The sequence below is a fragment of the Streptomyces sp. NPDC016309 genome, assembly GCF_043077235.1.
GTDB lineage: Bacteria > Actinomycetota > Actinomycetes > Streptomycetales > Streptomycetaceae > Streptomyces.
The window spans coordinates 623,758-639,195 of sequence record NZ_JBIBSG010000002.1 but is presented as its reverse complement, the minus strand read 5'-3'; the positions used below and the strand labels follow the sequence as shown (position 1 = coordinate 639,195).

The 15,438-nt window shown below is 68.9% G+C and carries 14 protein-coding genes and 5 pseudogenes; 7 read left to right on the top strand and 12 right to left on the bottom strand.

What is annotated here, in order from left to right; all coding sequences use genetic code 11:
- Positions 1 to 82 precede the first annotated feature (82 nt).
- Positions 83 to 458: pseudogene (locus tag ACF068_RS07660) on the top strand (transporter); the annotation flags it as partial.
- On the opposite strand, the pseudogene ACF068_RS07655 reads toward ACF068_RS07660, so the two are convergent.
- From ACF068_RS07655 to ACF068_RS07630, 6 genes and pseudogenes are all read right to left on the bottom strand, one after another.
- Positions 459 to 1,424 (bottom strand): annotated as a pseudogene (locus tag ACF068_RS07655) (phage/plasmid primase, P4 family); the annotation flags it as partial.
- Positions 1,425 to 2,136: 712 nt separating this feature from the next.
- Positions 2,137 to 2,415, bottom strand: a complete 279-nt coding sequence (locus tag ACF068_RS07650; RefSeq protein WP_392273286.1) for a helix-turn-helix domain-containing protein — start codon at positions 2,413 to 2,415, stop codon at positions 2,137 to 2,139.
- Positions 2,389 to 2,738, bottom strand: a pseudogene (locus tag ACF068_RS07645) (recombinase family protein); the annotation flags it as partial. The pseudogene ACF068_RS07645 and the gene ACF068_RS07650, both read right to left, overlap by 27 nt.
- Before the next feature lie 222 nt (positions 2,739 to 2,960).
- Positions 2,961 to 4,895: a tetratricopeptide repeat protein gene (locus tag ACF068_RS07640; protein WP_392273226.1), complete on the bottom strand. Its 1,935-nt coding sequence runs from the start codon at positions 4,893 to 4,895 to the stop codon at positions 2,961 to 2,963.
- 100 nt (positions 4,896 to 4,995) lie between these two features.
- Positions 4,996 to 6,533, bottom strand: a pseudogene (locus tag ACF068_RS07635) (transposase).
- 108 nt (positions 6,534 to 6,641) lie between these two features.
- Positions 6,642 to 7,166, bottom strand: coding sequence for a hypothetical protein (locus ACF068_RS07630; RefSeq protein ID WP_392273225.1), 525 nt, complete (start codon positions 7,164 to 7,166; stop codon positions 6,642 to 6,644).
- Between ACF068_RS07630 and ACF068_RS07625 the strand changes: the two are divergent.
- A pseudogene (locus ACF068_RS07625) lies at positions 7,155 to 7,412 on the top strand (ISL3 family transposase); the annotation flags it as partial. The gene ACF068_RS07630 and the pseudogene ACF068_RS07625 sit on opposite strands and share 12 nt — an antisense overlap.
- A gap of 117 nt (positions 7,413 to 7,529) precedes the next feature.
- On the opposite strand, the gene ACF068_RS07620 reads toward ACF068_RS07625, so the two are convergent.
- The 5 genes from ACF068_RS07620 to ACF068_RS07600 form a co-directional block, all read right to left on the bottom strand.
- Positions 7,530 to 8,027, bottom strand: a complete 498-nt coding sequence (locus ACF068_RS07620; protein ID WP_392273224.1) for a hypothetical protein — start codon at positions 8,025 to 8,027, stop codon at positions 7,530 to 7,532.
- A gap of 258 nt (positions 8,028 to 8,285) precedes the next feature.
- Positions 8,286 to 9,344 (bottom strand): zeta toxin family protein, encoded by a 1,059-nt coding sequence (locus ACF068_RS07615; RefSeq protein ID WP_392273223.1) that lies wholly within the window; start codon positions 9,342 to 9,344, stop codon positions 8,286 to 8,288.
- 161 nt (positions 9,345 to 9,505) lie between these two features.
- The gene (locus ACF068_RS07610) at positions 9,506 to 9,652 is read right to left on the bottom strand and encodes a hypothetical protein (protein ID WP_392273222.1); all 147 of its coding nucleotides are present in this window, start codon (positions 9,650 to 9,652) and stop codon (positions 9,506 to 9,508) included.
- Positions 9,653 to 9,675: 23 nt separating this feature from the next.
- Entirely contained in the window at positions 9,676 to 9,885 is a 210-nt protein-coding gene (locus tag ACF068_RS07605; protein WP_392273221.1) for a hypothetical protein, read from the bottom strand.
- A gap of 9 nt (positions 9,886 to 9,894) precedes the next feature.
- On the bottom strand, positions 9,895 to 10,026 hold the full coding sequence (locus tag ACF068_RS07600; RefSeq protein WP_392273220.1) for a zinc finger protein: 132 nt from the start codon (positions 10,024 to 10,026) through the stop codon (positions 9,895 to 9,897).
- A gap of 245 nt (positions 10,027 to 10,271) precedes the next feature.
- Between ACF068_RS07600 and ACF068_RS07595 the strand changes: the two genes are divergently transcribed.
- The 3 genes from ACF068_RS07595 to ACF068_RS07585 all read left to right on the top strand — a co-directional run bounded on the left by ACF068_RS07595 (position 10,272) and on the right by ACF068_RS07585 (position 13,959).
- Positions 10,272 to 10,736, top strand: coding sequence for a hypothetical protein (locus ACF068_RS07595; RefSeq protein ID WP_392273219.1), 465 nt, complete (start codon positions 10,272 to 10,274; stop codon positions 10,734 to 10,736).
- Positions 10,737 to 11,137: 401 nt separating this feature from the next.
- Positions 11,138 to 12,427, top strand: a complete 1,290-nt coding sequence (locus ACF068_RS07590) for a DUF4158 domain-containing protein (protein ID WP_392273218.1) — start codon at positions 11,138 to 11,140, stop codon at positions 12,425 to 12,427.
- Positions 12,355 to 13,959: a Tn3 family transposase gene (locus ACF068_RS07585; protein WP_392273217.1), complete on the top strand. Its 1,605-nt coding sequence runs from the start codon at positions 12,355 to 12,357 to the stop codon at positions 13,957 to 13,959. Before ACF068_RS07590 ends, ACF068_RS07585 begins: the two co-directional genes overlap by 73 nt.
- 234 nt (positions 13,960 to 14,193) lie before the next feature.
- On the opposite strand, the gene ACF068_RS07580 is transcribed toward ACF068_RS07585, so the two are convergent.
- Positions 14,194 to 14,421: a hypothetical protein gene (locus ACF068_RS07580; RefSeq protein ID WP_392273216.1), complete on the bottom strand. Its 228-nt coding sequence runs from the start codon at positions 14,419 to 14,421 to the stop codon at positions 14,194 to 14,196.
- A 257-nt stretch (positions 14,422 to 14,678) separates the two neighbouring features.
- On the opposite strand from ACF068_RS07580, the gene ACF068_RS07575 reads away from it, so the two are divergent.
- Complete coding sequence (locus tag ACF068_RS07575; protein WP_392273215.1) at positions 14,679 to 15,161, top strand: hypothetical protein; 483 nt, start codon at positions 14,679 to 14,681, stop codon at positions 15,159 to 15,161.
- The gene (locus ACF068_RS07570) at positions 15,158 to 15,280 is read left to right on the top strand and encodes a hypothetical protein (RefSeq protein WP_392273214.1); all 123 of its coding nucleotides are present in this window, start codon (positions 15,158 to 15,160) and stop codon (positions 15,278 to 15,280) included. Before ACF068_RS07575 ends, ACF068_RS07570 begins: the two co-directional genes overlap by 4 nt.
- The last annotated feature ends 158 nt before the right edge of the window (positions 15,281 to 15,438 follow it).

Here is a 15,438-nt window from a genome sequence, read left to right as displayed (position 1 = left end):
AAGCTCGCCGTCCGGGCCGACAGGTGGACGGCGCGCTTCTCACACCATCTGCACAGGTCCGAAGACCCTCGCGGAAACAATCCTGCCCTCACCCGGCGTAGGTGATCTCCGAGCCGAGGAGGGGAAGGTGCCGGGGCCTGAAGTTGTTCCGCACGAACATGACGAATAGCGGCGTGACCGAGGTCACGCCGCGTCTTGCTGCGGTCGAGGCGGATGTGCAGGGCCTCGTTGAGGCTGTCCGCTTCGTGGCGAGCGAGTACGGGACGGGGCCGGTCTACAAGAGGGGCGTCGATGCCGGCGCCATCAACCAGGGCCTGTTTTATCTGACGTGGCTGATGGACCATCGCGTCGAGTTCGAGCACCTGGTCCGCGACCGGCTCGGGGGGACGGCCGCGTCCAAAATGCTGTGGAGCGGCCCGCGCCTGATCTGTATCGCCGGCGACTTCACGCGCTACGACGGCATACAGGCTGGACTGTTCGGTACGCGCGTCGGGGTTCAGGATGCAGGCTTCGTCGAAGAAGCGGCCGGTGTGGTCCTCGGTTTCGGCGTAGGCGCTGGTGGCGATGCGGACCTTGTCGGGGCCGGTGAGATCTTTGTCGCCGCCGAGGTAGCGGCGTGCTCCCTCGATGAGCCAGTTGAGGATGCCAGGCCCCTCTTCGGCCACGAGGATGTCGGCTAGGTTGTCGATCTTGCGGTCGTCGGAGACTGTGGGCTCGAAAGGGATCAGGCGCATGCGGCGCCAGAAGGCGAAGCCTCCGGTGCCGACTTCCGGGCGATGGTTTCCGAGCAGCCAGAGCTTGTGGGTGGGGGCGAAGGAGAAGAAGTCCTGGCGCATCCGGCGGGCTTTGATGCGGTCGCCGCCGGTCAGGAGCTTGACGCGGGCCTCATCGAACTTGTCGCCGGGTTTGACCTCGGAGCAGACGATGACGCGCCGGCCGTGGAGTTCGCCAAGGTCAGTGGGGTGTCCTTCGTAGGGGCGTGCCATCAGGAAGCCGGGCGGCCCCGCGTCGGCGTAGTCGCCGAGGAGCTTCATCAGGACGTCGAGCAGGACGGACTTGCCATTCTTGCCCGCGCCGAAGAGGAAGGGCATGACCTGCCCGCCGACGTCCCCGGTAATGGAGTAACCAAGGAGGAGCCGGAGAAAACGGATCATTTCGGCGCCGTCGGTGTCGTCGCCGAAGGTGTCGGTGAGGAACCGGTTCCAGCGCGGCGTGGGCACGGCGGCTGGCCCGGTGGTGGTGGAGCGGGAGTGGAAGTCCTTGTTCGGGTCGGGGGTGCGGACCAGGCCGGTGCGCAGGTCGACGATGCCGGCTGGGGTGCACAAGGCGTAGGGGTCGGCGTCCAGGAGGGCTGCGTTGAGGACCATGCCGGGGGCCGATTTTGCCTGTGCGAGCATGGCGTTGATGCCGGAGGTGCTCAGTGCTCAGCAAACAGCGACTGAAGCGACTGAAGGTTCCTATATATGACGCACACGCGCACATACGGTTTCGCTCATATACCCACCCAGAGTCGCTTGAGTCGCTGGTCCGCGACCCAAAGGCTTCTGACCTGCAGTTTCTGCCAAGCGACTGAAGCCCGGCCAGTCGCTGACATTCAGTCGCTGCCCCTACGACGCTGCCTCCGAGCAGGTACTCAAGCGACTGAAGCGACTCAACCTTGGCCAAGGCGGGCGAGATCAGCGACCGAGGGGAGCTTCGCCTGGGGCCGTCAACACAGGATGTGACGCCGGCTCCGCGCCAGGAGCAGGCCCAGCGGACGGTGGCACACCTCGCACTGCAAGTCGCCAACCGCCACTGGCGGCCGAGGTGCGGGCAGCATAGGTGTCGCTGCGTGGGAATCGGCCCGGCATCTGGCCAAGCGGCTGGGCCGATCTCCACAGCACGGCGCGGGGCCGGCCGAGGGTTGTCGTGTGGGCGCTGGAGTCCTCCGACCACAGCAGAAACCCGATCGGCTCCGGCAGGTCGTCGGCGTCGAAGGCGCACAGCGGCAGTTCCTCGCCCGTCGTACGGGCCAGCCACGTCATCTGGTCGTTGACGAAGAACTGCTCGGCGCCCCGCACGGCCGACTGCAACCGGACGACAAGGCCCTGTAGTCCCAGCTCGGACACCAGGGAGCAAGTAACCCACCGGTAGCTTTCAAGACTTTGCCGCGGCGGTTCTCTTCGGCTGGCGGGGGACCGTCTTGGTCTTGTCGAGGTGTCCGTACACCGTGGAACGGGACACGTTGAACATGTCGGCAATCTGCTGGACAGTCTTCTCCCGGGCGTCGTAGAGCTGCTGGGCGAGCTCAGCCTGGTCGGCTGTGAGCTTCGGCCGGCGGCCGCCGACCCGGCCGCGGGCCCGCGCGGAGGCAAGCCCATCGTTCGTGTTCGCCACGATCAGCTCTCTCTGGAGCTCCGCAAGCACGCTAAGCATCCCGAACATGGCCCGGCCCTCCATGGTGGCGGTGTCGATGCCCTGCTCGATGACGTGCAGTCCGATCCCGCGCTCGCGCAGCTCGGCGCCGAGGGTCACCAGGTGCAGGACGGAACGGGAGAGCCGGTCGAGCCGGGTACCTTCAACGTGTCGCCCTCGCGCATCAGCTGTATGACGAGATCGAGCTTCGGCCTGGACGCCTTCGCGCCGCTGGCGACGTCGACATGGATGTTGTCGCGGTCGACGCCGTTGCGGAGAAGCGCGTCGATCTGATGATCGGGGTTCTGGTCGGCCGTCGAAGTGCGGCAGTAGCAAAGAAGCATCGTCGGAAACCACCCGAAGGACCGTTCTCCGACGTTGATTTCCGACGCGGGTTATCGACGGTGCCCACCTGCGGGTTCGTGATCGCGGGTGTGAGTGTCGGCAGACGGGCGTTTGCCGACACTCACAGCCGTGGACCCAACCACCGCTACGCTCACACAATGCAACAGTAATTACAGAGTGCTACTTGTCGCTTGGCGGTGGCTCGGGGATACAGAGCCTCCTCAACCGCCACCGGCTGCGACGTTCCTGCGCCGCAGCCAGTGCCACCACCGGCTCTGTGGCCGTTGGGTGGACACGGCTAGCGCTGTCTCCAGCGCGTTGCGGGTGCTCAAGGTATGCGTGTGCTCGTCGCCCAGGATGCGGACGCGGTCATCGAGGGTTCGGCGCAGCAGGTCTATCGCCTCGGCCTGCTCACCTGCACTGGTCAAAGCGAGAGCGAGGTTGTGCCGACTGGCAAGGGTATCCGGGTGCTCGGGGCTCAGGATGCGGGTGCGGTCCTCCAGGGTCTGCCGGAGCAGGCGTATTGCCTCGGCCGGCTCTCCCATTCCGAACAAGGCATTGCCCAGGTTGTTGCGGCTGGTCAAGGTATCGGGGTGCTCGGGGCCCAGCATGCGGGTCTCGACGTCGAGGACCCGTTCATGCAGCAGGCGCGCCGCACCGAAAGCGCCAGCCTTCTGCAGCACCTGCGCCAGGGCGTTGAGAGTGGTGCGGTGGTGTGTGGCGGTGCGCGGGTCCGCGTAGTCGAGCAGCAGAGGCAGGTGGGGGGCGAGGAGCACGGCTGCAGGCCAACCAGCGCGCCCGCGCTGGTTGGCCTCGTGCACGGCCGTGGTCAGCCGCTCGGCAAGGGCCCGGTGCCACACGGCGAGATCGGAGGTCTCGGCCGTGAGGGCGACAGCGTTGATCTCTCGGATCAGGGGATGCAGCACCACCTGCGCCCCCTCGCTGCTGCCCGACGCCGGGCCGGTGCTGCCGGGAGAGTGGGGCAGGCCGAGGAGACCGTAGCGGTGCAGGCCGGCGAACGCGGCCTCCAGGGCCACCGCGGTGACGTCGTGTCCGGTGACGACGGATAGCAGGTCCGGAGTGATCAGGGACAGTGGGACGGGGGCTTGAGCCAGCAGGGCCAGCAGTCGCAACAAGGGGCGGGCCAAAGCGTTGCCCTCCCCGGCGAGCTGGTCCAAGGACACCTCCCAGGTGTGCCGCACCACGGCGCGGGCGACCTGCGGATGGGAGGCATTCGGGTGCGCCGCTCCCAACAAGAATGGCAGTTCCTGTTCCAGGGCGTGGCGGTAGGCGGCAAAGGTGCGGTAGCGGCTGGCGGGTCCGGCCAGATAGGTGCCGGCCGCGTGCAAAGCCAGTGGCAGCCCGCCCAGTCGCGCCGCCAGCTCCCGGGCCTGCTCGGCGGTGCCGGCCACGGGAGCAGCGTCCAGCAGGACCTGCCCCGCAGGTCGCACCGGCAGCGGCTCCAGTGGCAGCAGCTGTGCGCACGGACCCCAGGTCTGCTCGCTGCCATCCCGGCTGGTCACCACCAGCAGGCCCCGGCCGTGAGGACGGATCCAGCCGCGATAGTCGGCCACCGGCTCCCCTGCCGGGCCGATCTCGTGCGGCTCGTCGGCGTTGTCCACCACCAGCAGCCACCGCCGCACCCGGCCCAACTGTCGCCAGACCACATCCGGCAGGCTCGCCTGCCCCGCTCGTGCGGCCTCCAGCTCTGCCTCTGGCAGGCCGCAGGCCAGCGCCGCCTGCACCATCTGCTGCGCCAGCTCGGCACCGTCGCGCCAGCGCACCCAAAACACTCGCCAGCCCGCCGCCTCGGCCTGGCTGGCCAGTTGCGCGGCCACCGTTGTCTTGCCCATCCCGCCGACCGCGCACAGCACCGCGAACCGGCCCTGTGGCCGCCGAAGCATGCCTGCCAGCACGGCGAGTTCTCCCTCACGCCCCCGCACGCGCTGAACATGCGGGGGGCGTAACGAAGCCTGCTGGCCTCGGGCCAGTCGGCTCACCGGTGCCAGCCGCGCCGGGGGCCTTGCTGCGGCATCCAGATGCCGGCCCCACAGCAACAGCCCGATGCTGACCGCCACCAGCACGGCGAACACCGGCCAGATCACCCACGCCTGCGCCGCCCAGCCAGGCACCGCGGCACTGGCGTAGTTGGTCACCGGCCCCAGCACAGCCGCCACCAATGCGGCCCCTCCCGCTACCGCCGACCCGGCCCACGCACCCCGTCTACGCCCCATGGTCTGCCACCCCCGTCCACCGTCACCAAGATGCTCCCGCCTGAATCACGTCAATGGAAGGTTGCGGGTGGTCACGACGTGGGCGGCGGTGTTGCTCCGGTTCAGCGGCCGGATGCCGAGCCTGCTGCTTGAACGCCTCATCCGCCGCGCGGCGCGGCCCGGGCACCAGGGCAGGCAGCAGGTCGAGCCACTTGTCCATGTCGAGGCGGAAGGTGCCGTACGGGTTGATGTTCGACCAGAACAGCGCAGTCAGTCCTCGCCGGTCCTCGTCGGACAGCTTCTTCGCCCAGGCCGGTTCGGCGAGGACCTGCTGCAACAGCAGGGTGTTGACGTGCACCAGGGCGGACTGGAGGAGGTGCAGCGCGAGCATCGAGGTCTCGGCGTGTTCCTTGTCCGGGCCGGTCAGGGCGCCGTCCTTGCCGTAGTGCAGGACGGTGTTCGCGCTGTTCCAGTTCTCCACGACCTGGAGCCCGCCGTGGATCTCGCGGCGCAGGCCGGGGCTGGCGAGGTAGTCGCACGCGAAGGTCGTGCGTACGGCGCGGCCGAGTTCTTCGAGCGCGGAGTAGGTGGGTGCTTGGGGCCGCCGCGGGTGAAGCGCCGCAGCACCTGCTCGGCCTCGGCGGTGCCCAGGCGCAGGGCGGTGGCGTATTTGACCATCTGGTCGTACTGCTGCTCGATCAGGTCCCACTTGATGGCCCGGGTCAGGGAGGCGCCGAGCGCCGACCACCCGGGCGGGTCGTCGTCCGGGCGGTACAGGCGGATGCTGCCGATGTCCTTCAACCGGGGCAGCAGCCGGAAGTTGAGCAGCTCAGTGAAGGCGAACCCCACCACGCTCGCGCCGTGCGTGTCCACGTAGTTGGACTCGATCTCGGCGTCCGTGCAGTGCCGCAGCAGGCCCTCGATCATCGCCGCAACCTCAGAGGAAGAACAGCTCTTGAGCTGCGAGTAGATGCAGACGTTCTTGCGCTCCACGTGCCAGTAGATCATCACGCCGTTGCCGCCGTAACGGGCGTGGTACTCGGTCATGAAGTTCGAGGACCACGAGCCGAACTTCCTCGAGTCCGAGGCGCACGCCGTGCCGCGGCCCCACCATGCGGCATCGCGGGCGGCGAAGGTGGAGCTCACCAGTTTGGTGACGGCGGCCCGGAGGTTGTCGACGGTGATGAAGTGCCGGCGGACGTGCCGTAGCGCGGCCTCGGTCTCCCCGTGCTCGCCGGTCGCCACGATCGCGCGGATGCCCATGTTCTTGCCCAGCACGAACAGCGCGAGCAACAGGTGGCGCTGGAGGGTGGCGCGGTCGATCCGCTCGTACGCGGCGACGGAGGCGAACTCGTCGGTGAAGCCAGTCGTGAAGTCGGCGTTCTTGAGTACGTCCAGGAGGTCGAGGACGCCCCATCGGCGTACGACCTCCTCTTTCAGGGCCGCCAGGCCGGTGGGCTCGTCCAGCTTCTCCAGCTTCGGCACGGTGATCCACGGCTCACCCTTGCGGGTGGTGACCTTCACCCCGCCCGCCGAGCCGTCTGCCAGAGCGGCGGACAGCCGGTCCAGGCCGTCGGTCATCCGCTGCTTGAGGCCGGTGATGAACTCGGCGGGGTCCTGGGCTGGCGGATCGCGGCGTAGTGCACGGTGCGGGTGGCGTCGAAGTCGCCCGGCAGGTCGTCCTCCGGGTTACGCCAGCGCAGGCCGCCCTCGATGTAGATCTCGCGGCGCCTGATCGCCCCCCGCAGCGCCACCAGCACGCACAGCGTAAGGGATGCGCTCGGCCCTGCCCCTGTCGTCAACGACCGCCTCGCGCCAGTCCTTGCGCACGACGCCGTCCATCGGCACCTCGTCGGCGGCGTCGTAGAAGCGGGTCTTACCGTCGACCTCCGTGTACTTCTCCAGCAGCCTCATCGCGTCCATCACCGGCCGGTAGGCGGTGCTGTTGCACCTGAAGCCCAGCATCCTCAGCAGCGGCGGCAGCATCTGCCGGTAGTAGGAGCTGTACGAGGAGCGCAGGGTGGTACGGACCTTGGCCTTGAAGACCTTCTCGTTCGCCTTCGCCTCCGCCACCAGGTCGCGCAGCGTCTTCTCCCCGACCACCGGGTACAGCGCCGTGCGCACCACCTCGTCCGGCTTGCCGATCGCCGCGTCGGCGCACCTGCAACCCGTCCTCCGTCCCCGCGCACGGTCACCGGCTGGATCCTGACTCACCCCGACACCCTGCCGGAGTGCGAACGGCTGAAGCTCAAATCCGTCCTTACCGGCTGCCCTGAACTGGATGCCCTCACCAGGCACGTCCGCGCGTTCGGGAAGATGCTCACTCAGCTCCAGGGCGACCAGCTCCCACAATGGATCAAGGCGGTCCGCGCCGACGACCTGCCCAGCCTCCACACCTTCGTCAACGGCCTCGAACGCGATCTCGCCGCCGTCACCGCCGGCCTAACTCTGCCGTGGAGCTCCGGCGTCGTCGAAGGCCACGTCAACCGGATCAAAATGATCAAGCGCCAGATGTACGGCCGGGCTGGTTTCGGTCCTCCCTCGGAAACGAGTCCTGCTGGCATCCAGACGGGACAGTCACGAGCTCTGCTGGAGTCGCTCCGCAGCCTGAGCAAGGGTGTCGTAGTAGCCAGGCCGTGCCAGCAGGACCGAGCTGAAGTAGTAGCCCTGTTCTTCTTCCGGCTCATCGTCGGCTGCGAACGGACGCCAGAAGCTCAGCAGCAAGTCCGGGGCGACGAAGGAAGCATCGTCGTCAGGATCTTCCTCGATCGAGGTGAGCTCACCGACGCGCCGGACAGCCTCGCGGGCCGGAAGCGCGAACACGTCCACACCCTGGAACAACACTCGATCCGTCTGGGACGAGGGCCTTCCCAGCTCGATAGCTTCGAGCATGCCGCGCATGCAGTGGATGCTGATCATCAGCCCGCTGGGACGGAACCCGTGTTGTCCCTGCCGGTCGGACTCCGAGATCGCAGAAGGATCGCGGAGCGAGTCCAACGCGGTGTTGGCCGCGTGTCGAGTCATACCGATCCGCAACGGGCCAACGCCGTTTGGTGGGGCGAGGTCGAAGTCCATGCGGGCATGGTCCCAAACAGGTCTGTCAGCGAGTGACGAAGGACCATCGAGTCCCGGCAGGTTACAGAGTGTGAGGGCTCCACAGAGGTTGGACCAGAACCCGATCTCGTGAACAAAGCCAAAGCCCTTCGGCGCCACGGCCGTCGCACGGTAAAAGACCGGGTCAAGCAGCAACAATGAGAAGGTTGCTGCCCGCACGGGTGGCAGCGGGCCTGGCCACTTGGGCTTGGCCCGCTGCCGAAAGAGCCAGTAGCAGGGTTACCGGGTTCGTCCGCGTCCGGTTTCGGGCCCGTCCGGCCCGTGCTGGGGCGGCTGCTGCCTGGAGCCGGGATCCTGAGCCGGACCGTGCTTCGGTTGGCCCGGCTTCCGGGCGGTGGTGGTGCTGCGGGTCCGGGCGGCTGCGGCGGACGGTCGCGCCGCCAGCGCGAGGCGCTGGGCGTCGGCGGGCAGCAGGATCGGGGCCGCGCTCTGCTCGATCCGGGCCAGCTGCTCCGGCCACTCCGGACCTAGCCCGCGAGTGGCCTCGCGCAGCCGCAGCTGGGTGTCGGCGAAGCCCTTGCTCTCAGCCGCCGCGAGGGGACGGATGCGTTCGGGCCCGACCCCGTCCCGCAGGGCCGGCGGGGCGGTCCACTGCCCGGAGCTATCCAGGCTGTTGGTGTAGCGGGGCTTGCTCTCGCCGCGGCGGTAGACGCTCGCCAGGTCGACCAGGGCGCTCCGGTCGACGCGGTCGGCCAGGTCGAGGGTGCCGTCGAAGGATTCGTCGGCGTTGGCCTGGACGGTGAGGCGTCCCTGTCCGCGGTCGGCGAGCTGCTCGACGTACCGGTTCAGGATGCCCTGGTCGCTCAGCGCCTTCGGCACACCCATGAACAGGCCTTCGATCCGGCTACCGGACTGCCGGTAGGCCCGCATCTTGTCCTCCACGGCCTGCGCGTTCTGCGAGGTCTCCTGAATGATTGCGTGCAGGCCGTGGGTGCGGACGTACTCCTCGGCCTGTACCATCCAGGCCCGGCCATCCGCCCGGGTATAGGCGGCCATGAGGGTGTCGTCCTGCGCCATCAGCTCGTCGTAGGCGGGGTGGTAGGGCTTGTAGAGGTCGCTGTCGATGTCCGCGAATCCGCCGTGCTGGTTGAGCGCGGCGGCGACCATCTCGGTCACCTTGCTCTTGCCGGCGCCGGGCTGACCGACGAGGAAGACCACGGTGGGCGTCTCCTGTGGCGCGCGCCCTTCCAGGAGGTCGGGAATGATCCGCTCACGGAAGATCCGCTGGTTGTCCGCCTCCCGTAACCGGTAGCGCTCGACTGCGTCCGGGTCGATCACGCGGCACCTCCCCGGACCTCACGGGCGAGCTGGGCGTAGTGCTGCCGGGCGGCGGCGATCTGCTCCCGGTCGCTGGAGCGCAGTTCCTCACGCTCGCGGGCGAGCCGGGCCTGGGCTGTGCGGGCGTCCTGGATGACCTGCTGGTCTGGCTGCGGCTTGGTCTACTCGGCGGCGATGCGGGCGCTGTAGGCGCCGACCGCGCCGTTCACCGCCTCGATCGCGGCCTCGTACGCGGCGGTCTCCTCGTTGGACCAGTCGTGCGGCTCCAGCGCGTGCGTGATCGAGATTCCGTTGCCGGGTGTGGTCATGGGTGCCTCCTCCAAGGTGGTGATCAATTGTGGTAAACGGTGCGTGCGCGGGGACAGTTCTTTCCGTCGCTCTCGAACCGGACGGTGATGTCCCACACGGGCCAGACGCCGAGCGGGCGCGGGCCGCGCTCGATCGCGAGGACCTCGTAGACGCTCCCGGCGTGGCCGTGGTCGTACCGGCCGCCGACGACGCGGGGGCCGACCTGGGTGGCGATCCACTCCTCGTAGGTCATCTCGAACCCCTACTCGCGGTTGCCCAACTGCTCGGCGGCCATCGTGCCGTCGCACCGCTCGCAGTGGCTGCGGGCGGAGGGGTTGACGGTGCCGCAGGCCGCGCAGGACCATGGGGGGCGGCCGCAGTCGTGGCAGGCCACTGGTGAAGAGTCGGTGTTCCAACCCTGCGCTATTCGGTGGCCTGGGTGGCTGTGCACGCGAGAACGGGCTCTGGTTCACCTTGTCGGGGTGCACAGAAGCGGCCAGCGCGTTACTGCTCGTCACCGCTAACCTGCTCGGTCTCGACCTGGGTTAATGCCACCGTGGTCGAAGATGTCCAGAACCAGACCGTGACTGTGCCGGATACCGTGGGGCGGGCGACTGAACGAGCGGATACGGTTCCCCCATGACGAAAACTGCCCGGACCATGAAACGTACGGGAGCTCTCGTCGCGGCAGCCGCCGTGGCCGTGCTCGTCTTCCCCGCCCAGGCCCACGCCGCTGCCGTCGCCTGCGGCGGCGGGGTCTCGACGCAGAACATCGGCGCCCGGGGCTGTATTTCCGCCGAACGCTGGCAGGACGGGCGGATCTTCTGGCGCGACATTACCGCCCACGCCCTCATCACCAACTCCCGCTCCCACGCCTCATGGGTCGAGTACGAGGCGTACTCCCAGGCGGGCAGCGACGACTGGGTGAAAATGGGCAGCGGCCGGACCATCGTGCAGCGGCGTTCCACGGTCGGCCCGATCGCCATCGCCTCCAAGAGCCGCATCTGTGACACGATCAAAGTCACGATCCGCGTCCACGTAAGGCCGGCGGGGGGCGCCTGGTCGAACTGGTCCAGCGCGGCCACCTCGCAGTGCCAGACCTGACGCTGCCAGACCTCGCACACCGCAGCGCCCCCGCCTCCGCGACCAGGAGGACGGGGGCTCTCGTGTTTCTGCGGGGAATTAACTGACTTCGGCTCGTCAAGGTGACGTGAGTTCGTCGAGGATCAGGCCGGTGCGGGCTATGAAGCCGTGGAGAGTGTCGGGCCGGTACTCCACCAGGAGCAGCAGGGCGTCGGCGGCCGAGCATCACGAGGTGCTGCACCCGGGTGGTGACGGCCGCCGGCGGTCGCGGCCTGGCTGGGATGGAACGGCCTTGGGGAACATCGGTACAGCCGTTAGCGCTAGGCACTTGATCTTGGGCGGCTACCACAGGTGATCCGCCGTGCGCGGGCGTTCAGGAAAAGATCGTCGGCGGGGTGTGGGGCGTCGGTACCGTCCGCCGGGTGCCGGTGGAATTCTTAACTGATGAGCAGGCTGAGGCGTACGGGAAGTTCGCCGAGGAGCCGACGAGGCCCGAGCTGGAGCGCTTCTTCTTCCTCGATGACGAGGACCGGAAGCTGATCGCGAAGCGTCGTGGTGACCACAACCGTCTCGGCTTCGCCTTGCAGATGTGCACGGTCCGGTACATCGGGCTGTTCCTGGAGGACCCCCTCGCGGTGCCGTGGCCGGTGATCGAGCACGTGGGCGAGCAGCTGGGCACCGAGAACGTCTCGTGCATCAAGCGGTACACCGAGCGGCAGATGACCGCGTACGAGCACGCGTGGGAGATCCGGGACGCCTACGGCTACCACCCGTACGAAGACCCCGAGTGGGGTCGGAGGTTCCGTACGTTCCTGTACGGGCGGGCGTGGACGCACGCCGAGGGGCCGGTGGCGCTGTTCAACCAGGCGGTGGGCTGGCTGCGCCGGAACCGGGTGCTGCTGCCGGGCGTGAGTGTGCTGGCCCGGCAGGTCTCGGAGGTCCGGACGATCGCGGAGAAGCGGCTGCACGCCACCGTCGACAGGGCCGCGGCCCGCGCGGACCGTGAGCTGCCCGAGCAGCTGGTGGCGACGCTGGTCACGCCGGAGGGGAAGCGGTACTCGGAGCTGGAGCGGCTGCGCCGGCCGCCGACGCGGACGACGGGCACGGCGTTCGCCCGTGCGCTGGAGCGGGTGGACGAGATCGGCGCGTTCGGTCTGGGGCGGGTGCGGCTGAACAAGATCCCGCCGAACCGGCTGGCGGCGCTGGCCCGCTACGGGCTGGGCAGCAAGGCGGCCCGGCTGGAGCGGGCCAGCGAGCCGAAGCGCACGGCGATGCTGACTGCGGTGATGCGGCACCTGGAGGCCAAGGCCATCGACGAGGCCCTGGACCTGTTCCAGGTCCTGATGGCCACCCGGTTGATCAGCACGGCGAAGCGGGCCACGGACAAGGAACGCCTCTCCACGCTGCCGCAGCTGGAGAAGGCGTCACGGACGCTGGCGCGGGCGGCGAAGGTTCTGTTCGAGGAGCTGGAGCTGGTCGAGACCCACGGCACCGACCTGGACGCGGCGGCGCTGTGGGCGGCGATGGAGGAAGTCGCCCCCAGGGCGGTGGTGATGAGCGCCGCGGCGCTGGTGGTTTCGCTCGTGCCCGAGGACGAGGACTCCGCCGAGGTCGCCATGCGGGCCGCGCTTACGCGACGGTGCGCCCGTTCCTGGCCCTGCTGGGCGAGACGTCCGCGCTGGGGGCGGCGCCGGCCGGGGCGAGGGTGCTAGCCGGGGTGCGGCGCCTTCCGGCGCTGGCGCGGCGGCGGGTGAAGGACAAGCCGCTGCTCCCGCGCGAGGTGGACGACAAGCTCGTGCCGCCCGCGTGGCGCAAGGCGGTGTACGCCAACCCGGATCTGCCCGCGGGGGCGGTGGACCGGGGCGCGTACGTGGTGTGCGTGCTGGAGCAGCTGCACCGGGCCCTGAACAGCCGCAACGTCTTCGCCTCCCCGTCGCACCGCTGGTCCGACCCGCGGGCCCGGCTGTTGGACGGCAAGGAGTGGGACGCCGTCTGTGAGGACGTCCTGGCCGGGCTGAGCTTGGACATGCCCGTCGAGGAGCACCTGTCCGCGCTGGTGAGGGCGCTGGACGCGGCGTGGAAGCTGATGGCCGAGCGGCTGGAGGAGGCCGGGAAGGAGGCGAAGGTCTCCATCGAGGTCCAGTCGAACGGGCGGGCGAAGCTGAACGTGGACGCGCTCGGCGCGCTGGGCGAGCCGAAGTCGCTGCGGTGGCTGCGTCGGCGGGTGGAGCGGATGCTGCCGAAGGTTGACCTGCCGGACCTGCTGTTCGAGGTGCACGGCTGGACCGGGTTCCTGGACGCCTTCGTGTACCTGGGGGACGGCACTACCCGCATGAAGGACCTGCACACGTCGCTGGTGGCGCTGCTGGTGTCGGAGGCGTGCAACATCGGCATGACCCCGGTGACCAACCCCGCCATCGAGGCCCTGACCCGCTCCCGGCTGGTCCACGTCGACCAGTTCTACCTGCGCGCCGACACGATCGCCGCGGCGAACGCGAAGCTGATCGCCGCCCAGGCCGAGGTGCCCATCGTCCGGTACTGGGGCGACGGTCTGCTGGCGTCGGTGGACGGGCTGCGGTTCGTCGTGCCCGTGCGCACGATCAACGCCGCGCCGGCGCCGAAGTGCTTCGGTTTCAAGCGCGGCATCACCTGGCTCAACGCCGTCAACGACCGTCGCGGGCATCGGGCAGATGGTGGTGCCCGCACCCCGCGCGACTCGCTGCACATCCTGGACGCGCTGCTGAACCTGGATGGCGGGGTGAAGCCGGAGATGGTGGCGACCGACAACGCCTCCTACTCCGACATGGTGTTCGGCCTGTTCAAGATCTCGGCTACAACTTCAGCCCGCGGTTCCGTGACCCGGGCCGGGAGTGGTGGCCGCTGGCCGAGGTCCTCGGCAGGGACGGCCGTCGGCAAACGGGTGCTCCGCAGGCGGCCAGCGCGGCTGTGCATGGCAGGTGGGGAACCGATGGACGGTGATGCCGGAATCAGCCCGGCACACCGTTCAGAGAGGAACCGCACGATGGAGCAGTCGGAGCTGGAGAGCAAGATCCAGAAGCTGGAGACGGGGTTGGCCGTCCAGGAGGCGGCCATGGCCGGCGCGCAGTCCACTCAGGCGGCGGCGCAGGCGGGGATGACCTCGACGTTCACCGCGACGCAGACCGGGACGTGGGCCGTGATGGCCACCGGCAGCGTCGCACTGCTGGTCGGGATCTTCCTCGGCATGGCCATCGCCAAGGACTGACGGCCGACCCGCCCTACCGGAAGCCGCCGTCTGGCTTTGCGCCGCCCCTGCCCGGCCTCGTGGCCGGTCGGGGGCGGCGCGCTGTGAGGCGCCCGTAGCAGCGGACAGCACGCCCGCCTCACACGATGAACGTTCCCTTGGGCGGGCAGGTGAAGACCGCGACGGTCCTGGGATCACCCGTTCGCGGATCACCGCCCATCAGGACGGGCGCTCGCGCGGATCCGGCATGCCGCGTCAGGAGCCGTCGTAGTGATCACGGCTTCCCGACTTGGCCAGCCCACGGCTGATCATGTAGCCGAAGGTGAGGATCACGATGTACAGCCAGGCTTTGTCAGCACGGAAGTAGTCGACGTGTCCCTCTTCGGTGCCCACCACCATGGAGGCGATCAGGACCGCGATCACAGAGGCGATGTAGACGAAGAACTCCGTCGTCTTCAGGGCCGACTTCGTCTCGGTCGACAAGCGGCGTGGGCCGTGTCCGGAAACGCCTGTACCGCCGTCACGACGACCAGGGGTGCCCGCCGGGTTCGTAGTGGTCATGGCAGGTGTCCAATCCGTCATGCGAAGCACGCTCCGCAGGTCGGGATCACGCCAAGATCGACGCTCTCCTACCTGAGCGACTACCCAGGACAGGAGAAGCAACATCACGACAGCCGCGTATAACCGTGCGTGACGGTGGTTGCGGACGGTGATTCTCATAAATGCTGCGGAGTGCGTGCATGTACTACGCGGACGCCGACACCACGGCGGTCGCCACCCGCAAGGCCGCCCGGCCGAGGAAGTCTCCGCTCGATCCCCAGCGCGTCCCCTCCCCCTCCGGCTTCCTCGTGCTCGACCAGCCGGTCGACTACGCCCCGGGGATGGCGCCGCTGGTCGCCACGTCCTGGAGCGTCTGGCACGTACCCGGCCACAGCGAGGACGGCCCGACGACGTGGGCGTTGACCCTCTACACGCACACGGCCGCCACGCCGCCGCTCGCGCCGATCGGCTTCGAGCGGCTGACCGCCGGGGACGTGCTCGCCACCAAGCACGAGGCCACACAGGAGGGCGCGGAGAACGCCGACTTCGCCTCCCGCGCGATCGTCGCCTGCTGGGACCTGATCACTCAGGAACGGGTGGGCCGGGCCGTGGTCGACGTCGCCGAGGAGAGGCGCAGGCTGGTCAAGGTGCGCGCGGACCGACGCCGGGGGATCACTGCATGAACCCGGCCCTGCCCAGCAGCGGCGGGTGCACCCACCAGGACATCACCGTCCTGGACTACCCGAAGGGCCCGGCCGACAACCCGTTCCTGGACACGGTGTACGTGGTCAAGGCCGACTGACCGGCAGGCCGCTCCGCCCGAGGAGAAGACGTGGCCGGAGCCCCTCGGCGCCAACCGACCGCAGCCGACCCGGCCGCCGCCGGCATCGACAGGATCCGCCCCCAGAACGGATAGCTCCCCGCCGGGGTGGCGGCGGACGCCGACATCCGCCGCCCCCC